The 12,548-nt window shown below is 40.5% G+C and carries 11 protein-coding genes; 2 read left to right on the forward strand and 9 right to left on the reverse strand.

What is annotated here, in order from left to right; translation table 11 throughout:
- Positions 1-12: 12 nt before the first annotated feature.
- The 8 genes from proB to uvrB all read right to left on the reverse strand — a co-directional run bounded on the left by proB (position 13) and on the right by uvrB (position 9,588).
- On the reverse strand, positions 13-1,146 hold the full coding sequence (proB, locus tag MN869_RS02400) for a glutamate 5-kinase (protein ID WP_005202457.1): 1,134 nt from the start codon (positions 1,144-1,146) through the stop codon (positions 13-15).
- Between the two features lie 15 nt (positions 1,147-1,161).
- On the reverse strand, positions 1,162-2,379 hold the full coding sequence (gene cgtA / locus MN869_RS02405; RefSeq protein ID WP_005202455.1) for an Obg family GTPase CgtA: 1,218 nt from the start codon (positions 2,377-2,379) through the stop codon (positions 1,162-1,164).
- Positions 2,380-2,536: 157 nt separating this feature from the next.
- Positions 2,537-3,217: a hypothetical protein gene (locus MN869_RS02410; protein WP_005202453.1), complete on the reverse strand. Its 681-nt coding sequence runs from the start codon at positions 3,215-3,217 to the stop codon at positions 2,537-2,539.
- Positions 3,217-3,960 carry a hypothetical protein gene (locus MN869_RS02415; protein WP_005202451.1) on the reverse strand — a complete coding sequence of 248 codons (744 nt, stop codon included), beginning with the start codon at positions 3,958-3,960 and terminating at the stop codon, positions 3,217-3,219. The genes MN869_RS02410 and MN869_RS02415 overlap by 1 nt, the downstream gene beginning before the upstream one ends.
- Positions 3,961-4,094: 134 nt before the next feature.
- Entirely contained in the window at positions 4,095-5,552 is a 1,458-nt protein-coding gene (locus MN869_RS02420) for a glyceraldehyde-3-phosphate dehydrogenase (protein WP_004808502.1), read from the reverse strand.
- 255 nt (positions 5,553-5,807) lie between these two features.
- On the reverse strand, positions 5,808-6,752 hold the full coding sequence (gene rarD, locus MN869_RS02425; RefSeq protein ID WP_005202442.1) for an EamA family transporter RarD: 945 nt from the start codon (positions 6,750-6,752) through the stop codon (positions 5,808-5,810).
- Between the two features lie 106 nt (positions 6,753-6,858).
- Positions 6,859-7,443 (reverse strand): lipocalin family protein, encoded by a 585-nt coding sequence (locus MN869_RS02430; protein WP_005202441.1) that lies wholly within the window; start codon positions 7,441-7,443, stop codon positions 6,859-6,861.
- 120 nt (positions 7,444-7,563) lie between these two features.
- Positions 7,564-9,588 (reverse strand): excinuclease ABC subunit UvrB, encoded by a 2,025-nt coding sequence (gene uvrB, locus MN869_RS02435; RefSeq protein ID WP_004808507.1) that lies wholly within the window; start codon positions 9,586-9,588, stop codon positions 7,564-7,566.
- Positions 9,589-10,022: 434 nt separating this feature from the next.
- Here uvrB and MN869_RS02440 point away from each other — a divergent pair, with 434 nt between their 5' ends.
- Positions 10,023-10,817, forward strand: coding sequence for a hypothetical protein (locus tag MN869_RS02440; protein WP_005202440.1), 795 nt, complete (start codon positions 10,023-10,025; stop codon positions 10,815-10,817).
- Positions 10,818-10,854: 37 nt separating this feature from the next.
- Here the strand turns inward: MN869_RS02440 and MN869_RS02445 are convergent, their stop codons facing one another.
- Positions 10,855-11,034, reverse strand: coding sequence for a hypothetical protein (locus MN869_RS02445; RefSeq protein ID WP_005202439.1), 180 nt, complete (start codon positions 11,032-11,034; stop codon positions 10,855-10,857).
- 214 nt (positions 11,035-11,248) lie between these two features.
- Here MN869_RS02445 and MN869_RS02450 point away from each other — a divergent pair, with 214 nt between their 5' ends.
- Complete coding sequence (locus tag MN869_RS02450; RefSeq protein ID WP_004808509.1) at positions 11,249-12,484, forward strand: pyridoxal phosphate-dependent aminotransferase; 1,236 nt, start codon at positions 11,249-11,251, stop codon at positions 12,482-12,484.
- The last annotated feature ends 64 nt before the right edge of the window (positions 12,485-12,548 follow it).

Consider the following 12,548-nt stretch of genomic DNA (forward strand, 5'->3'; position numbering starts at 1 on the left):
TTTTTAAACAATTTAGTAGATTGCCATATGATCACGATGGATCATTTCTAGCGATCGTGCTTCACCTAAAACCTGATAGACTTTTTCTGATGATAAACCTTTAATCATTTCGGCAGAACGTGAACTAAAATTCACACGACCTACTGCGACACGACCACCGTTTTTATCAACACATTCAACTACATCACCACGATCAAAATGTCCTTCAATCGCTCTGACTCCGACAGGCAATAAACTACGATGTTTGAGCTTAATCGCTTCAACAGCACCATCGTCAATCACTAAACGACCCGCAGTTTGTAAATGCGCTGCCAACCATTGCTGATGTGCTGTCACACGATCATTGTCAGTGGTAAATAAGGTACCCAACATCTCACCCGCCATTAGGCGAGCCAGCACATTTTCGCTTTCCCCACTGGCAATCAAGGTAGGACAACCCGACTTTGCCGCTAGACGCGCAGCGCGAACCTTGGTGACCATACCACCACGACCAAGTACACCACCGCCACCCGCCATTTCAAACAAACGATCATCGAGTGCTCGAACAGCAGAGAACAATTTTGCATTTGGATTGCTACGTGGATCTGAATCAAACATACCTTGTTGATCCGTTAAGATAATCAACAATTCTGCCTGTACCTGACCCGCAACCATCGCTGCCAAAGTATCGTTATCACCAAACCGAATTTCATCAGTAGAGACGGTGTCATTTTCGTTAATGACTGGAATGACATGCCAATCAATCAAGTTCTGCAAAGCATCACAAGAGTTGAGATAACGACGACGATCAGCGAGATCATCATGCGTGAGTAACACTTGTGCAGTTTGGATACCATGTTGATCCAGTACGCTTGACCATGTATGGATTAAACCCATTTGGCCAATAGCAGCACAAGCTTGTAGACTGGGTAGATCAGTGGGTCGACTCGCAAGTTTCATGCGTACCATCCCTTCTGCAACTGCACCTGAGGACACAAGAATAATCTCATGTCCAGCATTGTGTAGATCTGCAATTTGTTTCGCCCAGTGCGAAATTGCATTTAAATCTAGACCTTGCCCATTTGCAGTGAGTAAAGATGATCCGATTTTAACAACGATTCGTTTACACGCATTGAGCTGACGTTGCCCATCGACCACTTCTATCATTTTTCCCTCGGTTTACTAGTCACGAATGTAGACGCTTTCTACATCGCCTTCGTCTTCATCGTCATCAAAGTCTTCATCATCGTCCAAACCAGCTTCACGCTGTGCTTTACGCATGGCACGATATGCTTCTTTCGCTGCGATGGTTTGTTCACGTGTCTCAGCTTCAAGCTGCTCACGGAATGCTTTCACTTCTGCTGCATACTCAGGATCTTCAACTTCGCGCTCACGTTGTTGTTCGATTTGATCCATTAAGTAATACACAACTTCTTTGGTTCCTTCCGACATAAGACCAGAAGTTTTAAATACAGGACCTTTCCACTGCAATTCATCGAGAATGTGCTGACACCATTCTTCTCTTGATTCTTCTGCAATTTGATCCAGTTTATTTAACACCAAGACCACTGGCAGTTTTGCCAATGTCGGAGAGAATTTTTCTAACTCACCTAAAATCGCTCTTGCATTATGAGCTGGATCAGAACCATCAATTGGCTGAACATCAACAATATGCAAAAGAATACGCGTACGCGCCAAATGCTTAAGGAAACGAATTCCTAGACCAGCACCTTCAGCAGCCCCTTCGATTAATCCTGGAATATCTGCCATCACAAATGAACGATGACGATCCGCATCAACCACACCGAGGTTTGGTACCATCGTGGTAAACGGATAATCTGCAACTTTTGGTTTTGCTGCGCTGACTGCACGAATGAACGTTGACTTACCTGCATTTGGCATACCGAGTAAGCCAACATCTGCAAGTACTTTCAACTCTAAACGCACTTCACGATATTCACCTTTGATCCCGTGCGTACACTTACGTGGTGAACGGTTAGTCGATGATTTAAAGTGAGTATTACCTAAACCACCATCACCACCATGGGCAACTTTTACACGCTGACCATCAGCGACCAAGTCACCAATAATGTCACCAGATTCAGTATCTACAATGGTTGTACCGACTGGCACTTTCAAAATAACGTCTTCGCCGCCACGACCAGAACAGTTCGCACCCGAACCATTTTTACCACGCTCTGCACGATAGCGACGCGTATAACGGTAATCTACCAATGTGCTGGTATCATCATCAGCTTGAATATATACACTTCCGCCACGTCCCCCATCACCGCCATCTGGGCCACCAAAAGGGACAAATTTTTCACGGCGAAAACTGGCTACGCCATTGCCACCGTCGCCAGCCTCTACGGTAATGACTGCTTCATCAACAAAGCGCATGTGCCAATCCTCAAATTCTTAAAAGCGGACTATTTTGCCACATTTTAAGAAAATTCTCGAATAGAAAAATCAGCAAATTGATTTTTTTAAATTTATTATTCGTTCAATATTCAATTTCATTATCCAAGTCAACGAACTATAGAGATTTTTTAGCTAATTATGGTCTCACATTCTTCAAAGGCAGTTCCATTTGCATATCTAAATTGGCTTTGGTCTGTTGCACCGAGTTATACATGATTGCATCAAAGGAAGAAATCTTACTCATATTAATTGCATCATTCATATAAAAGCTCGGTTTAAATTGATGCTTCACCGGCAAATCTACAGTTTCATCAAAAGCAAAATATACAGGTCCATCAAAAACAATTTTCACAGGAACGGTATAAGTACGTTTCAATTGAAATGGGATATCCAAATTTACTGGAATATTCAAACTCAAAGGAAACTTGGGCAATAATTTATTCTGATAGATCAAATCGGTACTGGTTTCAATCGGTACGACTTCATCTACTTTCAGCGTGGTTTCATAGTTGATATCAACCGTAATCGGTGTTTCGACTTCAAAACTTAAATCAGCCAAATATTTGCCTTTTAAAGGCAATTGTAGAGTCCGATCAATGTCCAATACCGTATTGAGTTGACCTTCCGACTTCACTCTTAGGTGATCACCTACTTGGATCTTGGTGCCCAAGGATTCAGGCAAACGAATATCTGCCTGTTGCGCAGAAACAATCAAAGATGCCTGAATATTTAAATAAAACCAAAATAGGATCGCCACCAAAGTCGTGACAATCACAAAGCTAATCAGCAGGCTTTTCAGTGTTTTGGGCATCTCCATTACTCACCTGCTTTTATATCGTGTTGAGCTGCTTGTACTTCGACAGGCTGAGCTTTGACACGATCCAAATACATCGTGGATAACGGAATCTTTAATTCACCCTGTGCAATTTTGACAGGTAAGGTATTTTTAACATCGACAGTAGCATTAAGCTCAGAAGTGATCGGTACATTCAAATTGCCTTGAATTGGAATGTTCGCATTCAGCTGTGCTTTCAAAGGAATATGCAAATTTTCCTTAAGTTCAGTACGAACGGGCGCATCAAACTTCAAATGTACTTTTTGCTGTAGCGGTACTTGAATATCAATCGGCACATCCAGTTGTAAAGGAATTGAACCTTTCAATGGTAAGGTGACGTCCTTACCTAAAATTTTAACCTGTACCTTGGTATCAATCGGTAGGCTTTGATTAACCTTAATCGTTTCCTTTACAGGAATCGTGGTACTGATTGGAACTAAATTATCAAAATAAACCCGTGGCGTCAGGGTTTGAGTCAGAGGAACATTCAGCTGTTCATTAATTGGAATCTTGGCATCGACACGACCATTCACATCCACATTGAGCGCATCTTTAACCTTCACACGAACCTGCAAAGGCTCTTGTAAGTCGATGGCGACATCTTGATTCTTTAATGGAATATAAATATTAAAATGCTTAAATACCCACATCGCGATATACACACCACACAAGTTGGCAACCACAATTAAAGCAAATACCACTAATAAACGTCTGAACTGCAACAATGAACGATTCCTTATTAATTATTTCCCTTTTCCATTATTCTCATCGATTTTTATGTTTTATTCAGCATATATTCTGTACAGTCAATAAAAAAGCCCAGTTTATTAACTGGGCTTTTTATCATTCTGCAAACAAATTATGCATTTGTTTCAGCAGGGATTTTTGTATAGCTTACGCCACACATTTGTTCAGCGATACGTAATACTTGGCAGCTATAACCCACTTCGTTATCGTACCAAACATAAGCAGTTAAACGTGTGCCTGAAGCAATTGTTGCTTGCGCATCAAATACACCAGCTGTACGTGAACCAATAAAGTCACTTGATACAACTTCAGTTGAGTTGGTATAACCAATTTGACCTTGTAAACTAGAGTTGATTGAGATTTGACGAATGTATTCGTTCACTTCTTCACGATCAACTTCTTTCTCTAAGTTAAGGTTCAAGATTGCAAGAGATACGTTTGGTGTTGGTACGCGTACAGAGTTACCTGTCAACTTACCTTTAAGACCTGGTAACGCTTTTGCAACTGCTTTTGCAGCACCAGTTTCAGTAATGACCATGTTCAATGTTGCGGCACGGCCACGACGGTCAGCTTTATGATAGTTATCAATTAAGTTTTGGTCGTTTGTGAACGAGTGAACTGTTTCAACATGACCATTCAATACTTTGTATTTGTCATCTAAAACTTTTAATACAGGTGTAATTGCGTTAGTTGTACAGCTTGCAGCAGAGATGATTTTGTCTTCATCTAAGATGTCAGAGTTGTTCACACCAAATACAACGTTCTTCATCTCACCTTTACTTGGTGCAGTTAATACCACACGTGCAACACCTGCACATTTCAAGTGTTGGCTCAGGCCTTCAGCATCACGCCACTTACCTGTGTTGTCGATAAGAAGTGCATTTTCAATACCGTAAGCAGTGTAATCCACTTCGCTTGGGCTTGATGCATAGATCACTTTAATGAATTGACCATTTGCAATGATTGCTTCGTTTTCTTCATCTACAGAAATCGTACCGTCAAAAGTACCGTGAATAGAGTCACGACGTAATAGAGAAGCACGTTTCGCCAAGTCACCATCAGATGATTTACGAACAACAATTGCTTTAAGGCTTAAACCACGACCCAAACCAGATTGGCTGATGATTAAACGTGCTAGGATACGGCCGATACGACCAAAACCATAAAGAACAACATCTTTAGGCGCAGCAGCAGTCACGTTACCTTGGATTGGAGCAACCGCTTGAGCAACGAAAGCATCAACATCGCCACCTTGGTTTTTATATTCAACAGCGAGTTTACCGATATCAACTTCAGCTGAACCGATGTTCTCAACTTTCATTAACGCTTCCAAAATTGGGAAGGTATTTACAACAGAAAGTTCAACATCAAGCATACGTGTACGGCGATGCGTTTTTAAAATTTGAATAACTGAACGGTTAATTAAAGAACGGCCGTAAACAGAAACAACAATATTTTTCTCACGGTACAATTGACCAATTAAAGTAATCATACGTTCCGCGATTTCTTCACGGTTTTTCCAACGACCTTGGTGTTCTGCGTGTAGGGCAATGATAGTGTCTTTGCTCACTGATACGTCCTCTAATTTATATATACTGGGCGTGAATTTTTAAAACGCCATAATTGTAATAGAATTATCATCAAGATTGAATCAAAAGCTGCTAAACGAGCTAAGATTTTGTCCTAATTGACTATAAATTCATAAAATACCTATAATTATTTTTGTGAATTTTGGTAGAAATCCATTTTCATCATCAAAATAGCTGCAACTTAGTGCACTTACATAACAGTTTTATTGATAGTTCAGCGTAATAGATAAGCACTTTTAGCTTTTATCATCCAAATTCACCCGTTGCGAATACTGTTTTAAGTTCAATTCTAGATGTTGCTTGCGCTTCCTCTGTTGATACAAATGTATTGCCCCTTCAATCACCAGTACCAACACAGCCAACCAAATTGGGATATAGGTTAACCATTCATCTGCCCCGATTTTTTCTCCAATCAGCAAAGAGACCAAGGCCAACAAAACAGGTTCCAAATAGCCCAGTAAACCGAAAATAATTAAAGGTAAATAGCGACTCGCAAGAATATAACTACCTAGCCCAATGGCACTGAGCAAACCTAGCCCAATCACCACCAAGATCAAACTCGGATATTCTAAAAACTTGAGATAAGGTGTATCCCCTGTTTGGGTAAAGAAAATCGCAACAGGAAGAATCAGTAAAAGATCCCACCAGAACCCACCTAAATTATCAGTTTGAATCTTTTTGCGAAGAATAAAATAAGCTGCGTAGCCCAAAGCAACAAAGGCAGTTTCCCAAGCAATACTGCCTAAACGCCATACCTCATGTCCGACACCAAATGCTGCGAGTAATACCGCAACGTACTGCAACTTTGAAAGCTTTTCACCATATAGGATACTTCCAGCCAACACCAAAACCAGAGGTAATAGGAAATAACCCAATGAGACCTGTAGCCCACGACCATGCATAGGTGCCCACAAAAACAGCCATAACTGCGCTGATGTCAGTACCGATGTAATGATTAAAAGTAGTAATAACGAGGGCTGCGCGACAATTCTTTTAAAGACGTGTTTGATATGACTTAAATCACCACTGAACCACATAAATAGCGTTAAAACGGGCAAGGTCGCAATGATGCGCCAACCAAAGGTTTGTTCACTATCAAATGCACCAAGCAATTGGGTATAAAAATACAAAACCCCAAAAGTAACTGAAGCCAAAACTGAATAAGCAATTCCTTTAAACATTTTAGGCCTCTAATTTTAGGGAATCTTCCAAAATACGTGATTTATCCACTATTTAAAATTAAAAAAACCATGCAAGCATGGTTCTTATTCAGTATATCGTATTTATTTAATGATGTTCAGGATAAATCACATCACCAACATCATAACCTAATGATTTAGCATAATTTAAATATTCATGAATAATTTCTTTTTTGGGATTAGGTATCCGTGAAAGTACCCATAAATATTTACGGCGCGGTTCTCCAACCAGTACCGTTTGATAATCAGCATCGAGTTTTAAAATCCAGTAATCACCCCGGATCACAGGGACCCAACGCACGACCTCTGGCAAGAAACTTACTCGCAATTTAGTATTAAATGGTGCATTGGCAACAAAAGCTTCACCCACACTTTGCTGTACGTTGCCTTCACTGTCATAACACTTGTTATCAACAACAATATTGCCATTTTCATTTAAGGTATAAGTCGCGGTGACGTTATAAGCGCATTTACGCTCAAAAAACATTGGTTTTCGCGCGACTTCGTACCAAACTCCCAAATACTTATCGAGTTCAACTTTATCGACTGTCGATAACGGTTTTGCTTGTGCATAAGCAATCGTTCCAACAGCCAACCCAGTTAAGACAGCCCCACCAATCGCAATCTTTGCAAGGCGCCAACTCGCTTTCGGGAAATTTTTAATAAAAGGCATGAGAAATCCTCAAAACAGTAATTTGTTATCAATAGTCATATAGTTAGCAATTTAAAATAGCTTACTTTGTGAACAAAAACTGTTGCGATATGTATCCCTTTTGAGGATTTCTCTGTTTGATTATGACTGCAACATATGTGCTTTGAGACGAACAATCTCATCACGTAATCTTGCAGCTTGTTCAAACTGGAGCTCTTTCGAGGCTTTTAACATTTCCTTTTCCAGTTTGCCAATATGCTTTGCAAACAGTTTTGGGTCTGATAACAAATGCTGTTCATCTGCACTGATTGCCTGTGCTTGCTCAAGCACTTTTTCATCAATTTCATCATCACTGAGTACTTCACCCGTATCGATTTCCTTGATGGTTTGGCGCACCGCACTACGTGGTGTAATACCATGTAATTCATTAAATTCAATTTGTTTATTACGACGGCGATCTGTTTCATCCATCGCTTTACGCATTGAATCAGTAATACGATCAGCATATAAAATCGCTTTACCTTTGACATTACGTGCTGCACGACCAATGGTTTGAATCAATGAACGTTCTGAACGCAAGAAACCTTCTTTATCGGCATCTAAGATTGCAACCAAAGATACTTCTGGCATATCCAGACCTTCACGCAGCAAGTTAATCCCAACCAATACATCATGCACGCCCGTACGTAGTTCGTGAATAATTTTGACACGCTCAACCGTATCGATATCTGAGTGCAGATAAGCCACTTTAACGCCATATTCTTTAAGATATGAGGTTAAATCCTCAGCCATACGTTTGGTCAAGGTTGTAACCAATACTCGCTCGTTGAGTTGTTTACGAATATTAATTTCAGAGAGCACATCATCCACTTGGGTTAATACCGGACGCACTTCAATTTCAGGATCAATCAAACCTGTTGGACGTACCACTTGCTCAACAATTTGCTCTGACTTTTCCAACTCATAATGTGCAGGCGTTGCGCTGACAAAGACCGTGGTTGGAACAATCCGCTCCCATTCTTCAAATTTCATTGGACGGTTATCCAAAGCACTTGGTAAACGGAAACCATAATTCACCAAGTTTTCTTTACGTGAACGGTCACCTTTATACATCGCCCCAATTTGTGGAACGGTCACATGTGATTCATCAATGATCAGCAAGGCATCTTCAGGGATATAATCAAACAAGGTTGGCGGCGCTTCGCCTGCCCCACGACCAGAAAGGTGACGTGAATAGTTTTCAATACCGTTGGTATAACCCAACTGCTGCATCATCTCTAAGTCATAACGCGTACGCTGTTCAATCCGCTGCGCTTCTAATAATTTGTCATGCTCTTTGAAAAATTTGAGCTGATCTTTCAACTCATCTCTAATGGTGTCAATAGCACGAGTTAAATGATCTTTCGGGGTCACATAATGACTCTTTGGATAAATGGTCACACGCGGCACTTTACGCACCAATTTTCCAGTCAAAGGATCAAACCAACGAATCGAATCGACTTCATCGTCAAATAATTCGACCCGTATCGCGTCTTTATCCGATTCCGCAGGGAAAATATCAATAATTTCACCACGGATACGATAGGTACCACGTAAGAACTCCAGTTCATTGCGGGTATATTGCATCTCTACTAGGCGACGAATGATCTCATCGCGACTAACACGATCGCCTTGTACGATATGCAACAGCATTTGCATATAGGCATTTGGATCACCCAAACCATAAATTGCAGAAACTGAAGCGACAATAATGGCATCACGACGTTCTAACAACGCACGTGTCGCAGAAAGACGCATTTGGTCGATGTGATCGTTGATTGCAGAATCTTTTTCAATAAAGGTATCTGACGAAGGCACATACGCTTCGGGCTGATAGTAATCGTAATAACTGACGAAATACTCAACTGCATTATTCGGGAAAAAAGCTTTAAATTCACCATACAACTGAGCCGCAAGGGTCTTGTTATGTGCCATGACAATTGTTGGACGTTGCGTCTGAGCAATCACATTGGCCATGGTATAGGTTTTACCCGACCCTGTTACCCCAAGCAGTAATTGATTACGAAAACCTTGGTCAATACCACTAACCAATTTCTCGATTGCCTGAGGTTGATCTCCCGCAGGTTGATAATTGGTGACTAACTCAAAAGGTTGGTTTTCGCTCATATAGAGATACTCAACTGATTGGATGGCTATTTTCACTTTCTAATGGGGGCAACAAACTGCTTTTTAAAGTCTAACGATACTTTTGAATTGTTATGCAATTTCCAACACAGTCAAATCAAGAGATTGCCCTAGTCTTTAAAAAAGCGCGCAATTTATACTTATAAACCTAAAAAACTTAACAGAATGGGGTTAAATTTCAATCTCGTTTTGATATTAGTTGTTAACTACAACTCCTAGACAATACATCACAGTATCAAAGACTCTGCCAAGAAAGCCATGATATATATTTTAGTGCTTAGCAATACTTGAATCTAATCGTCATTGGAATAGCGTCACTCAGAAACATGTCTTGAATAAATTAATCTCAAGCAAGACTTGACCCGCTACGCAATCAACTGCAACATGGACTTATACTCGATTTCAATGATAAGAATATGACTTACCAATATCACGATGAAACAATCGTAACGGAACTCCCAGAAGATACGGTCTTTGTTTTTGGTAGTAATTTAGCAGGGATACATGACAGCGGTGCGGCCCGTGTCGCGGCACAACATTTTGCGGCAGTCAAAGGTGTTGGTCGTGGCTGGGCTGGACAAACATTCGCAATTCCAACACTGAATGAACACTTACAACAAATGCCATTGGCTCAGATAGAGCATTATGTCGAGGACTTTAAAGTCTACGCAAAACACCACCCTAAAATGAAATACTTTTTAACGGCATTAGGCTGCGGTATTGCAGGTTATAAAGTATCTGAAATCGCCCCATTATTTAAAGGCATTCACTCCAATGTGATTTTTCCAGAATCTTTTCGCCCCTATATCGAAGAAGATGCTGTTTCACAATTTCCAGACCTAACTGCTGATGCGGTACATGCTTTTATTTCAGATAAGGTCATTTTCTATTTCGATCATGGCTACGAGTCTTTCGAAGAAGCACTCGATCAAACTCAGTTAACTGCAGCTGAAAAAGCCATTGCTTTAGTTGTTTTAAATGAAGAGCTGTACCCACGTGATCGTTATGGTCGCGGTCGTGAACATGAAATCAACGACATTTTAGGCAAGCTCAATGGCAAAATTTTCAACTTCCATAACAATGCTGAAGGTGCAATGACCTTTGTGAGTGTAATTATTGCCTTGATGGAACTATATGATATTGATGAGTATGATTTTCTCAAACTATGGCGTGGTGAACTAAAAATACAACACCCATTAAACCGCCATTAATAAGAAAAAAAGCCAATCAGATTGATTGGCTTTTTTATTAACGCTTACCCATCGAACGACGTGTACCGCGTGGTGGCATCCAAGTGCGATCAGCATATTGTTCAGGTTTTGGACGAACCTGATTATGCGTTGCATCCTCAGCATCATCCTGAGCAGATGGCATTGGAAAAGGCAATTTCACCAAAGCTTTTTTGGCTTTAGGTTGTTGGGTTCTCATTGGAATTCTCTCGAAATCTAGATTTCTAGCCGCATATTGTAATAGATTTTTGCGCTTTTGATAAAAATAAAATATGTAAAAAAACACAATGATTCTAATGCTTAAAATTTAGTAACTTTTTATGCGATTCTGGCAAGTTTCAGCCACAAAGAAGTCGATTTAGGCTAAGATAACCTGCTTTTTATTTTTTAATCCCATAAGAAGGAATAATGCCGTGGACGTACGTCTCTCTGATCGTGTCAATGCCATCAAACCGTCCCCTACACTTGCAGTGACCAATAAAGCCGCTGAGCTTAAAGCTGCTGGTAAAAACGTGATTGGTTTAGGTGCAGGCGAACCAGACTTTGATACCCCTCAACACATCAAAGATGCTGCAATTGAAGCGATTAATAAAGGCTTTACAAAATATACAGCTGTAGACGGTACTCCAAGCTTAAAAAAAGCAATTATTGCGAAATTCAAACGCGATAATAATTTAGATTATCAAGCCAACCAGATTCTGGTGTCTTGTGGCGGTAAGCAAAGTTTCTTTAACTTGGCACTTGCTTTGTTAAACAAAGGTGATGAAGTGATCATCCCTGCACCTTTCTGGGTAAGCTATCCAGATATGGTGATTATTGCTGAAGGCACACCCGTAATCGTGAAATGTGGTGAAGAACAACGCTTCAAAATCACACCAGAACAGTTAGAAGCGGCAATCACACCAAATACTCGTCTAGTGGTATTAAACAGCCCTTCAAATCCAACAGGTATGATCTACACCAAAGCTGAGTTAGAGGCTTTGGCAGAAGTATTACGTCGTCATCCACAAGTATTTGTTGCATCTGATGACATGTATGAACCAATTCGTTGGGAAGATGAGTTCTACAATATCGCGACTGTTGCACCAGACTTATATGACCGTACCATTGTTTTAAATGGCGTATCTAAAGCCTATGCAATGACAGGCTGGCGTATCGGTTATGCAGCAGGCCCTGCAAAAATCATTGGTGCGATGAAAAAGATCCAATCACAATCGACTTCAAACCCAACTTCAATTTCGCAAGTTGCAGCTGAAGCTGCATTGAATGGCCCACAAGATGTACTTGAGCCAATGATTGAAGCGTTTAAACGTCGTCATGACCTCGTTGTGAGTGGCTTGAATGACATCAAAGGGATTTCTTGTCTTCCTGCTGATGGTGCTTTCTATGCCTATGCCAACATCCGTCCATTGATTCGTGCCAAAGGCTTAAAATCTTGCACAGAATTCTCTGAATGGTTACTGGAAGAAACAGGTGTTGCTGTTGTTCCTGGTGATGCATTTGGTTTAGGCGGTTTTATGCGTATCTCTTATGCGACTGCTGACGAGGTTTTAGTTGATGCTTTAGCACGTATTAAAAAAGCAGCTGATTCAATTGAAGGCGTTGATGCCGCAATTGCGTCGATTGCAGCAGAAAAAGCTGCGAAATAATTTTTCTGCAATAAAAAAGAAGCTTCTCAATGAAGCTTCTTTTTTATCTCTTAAATCAAAATCT

This window comes from Acinetobacter sp. NIPH1876, assembly GCF_022808535.1.
GTDB lineage: Bacteria > Pseudomonadota > Gammaproteobacteria > Pseudomonadales > Moraxellaceae > Acinetobacter > Acinetobacter higginsii.

Excerpts from the sequence above, each read along its gene's own strand:
- proB (WP_005202457.1), bottom strand. The coding sequence starts at position 1,146 with ATGATAGAAGTGGTCGATGGGCAACGTCAGCTCAATGCGTGTAAACGA.
- cgtA (WP_005202455.1), bottom strand. The coding sequence starts at position 2,379 with ATGCGCTTTGTTGATGAAGCAGTCATTACCGTAGAGGCTGGCGACGGT.
- MN869_RS02410 (WP_005202453.1), bottom strand. The coding sequence starts at position 3,217 with ATGGAGATGCCCAAAACACTGAAAAGCCTGCTGATTAGCTTTGTGATT.
- rarD (WP_005202442.1), bottom strand. The coding sequence starts at position 6,752 with ATGTTTAAAGGAATTGCTTATTCAGTTTTGGCTTCAGTTACTTTTGGG.
- MN869_RS02430 (WP_005202441.1), bottom strand. The coding sequence starts at position 7,443 with ATGCCTTTTATTAAAAATTTCCCGAAAGCGAGTTGGCGCCTTGCAAAG.
- uvrB (WP_004808507.1), bottom strand. The coding sequence starts at position 9,588 with ATGAGCGAAAACCAACCTTTTGAGTTAGTCACCAATTATCAACCTGCG.
- MN869_RS02440 (WP_005202440.1), top strand. The coding sequence starts at position 10,023 with ATGACTTACCAATATCACGATGAAACAATCGTAACGGAACTCCCAGAA.
- MN869_RS02445 (WP_005202439.1), bottom strand. The coding sequence starts at position 11,034 with ATGAGAACCCAACAACCTAAAGCCAAAAAAGCTTTGGTGAAATTGCCT.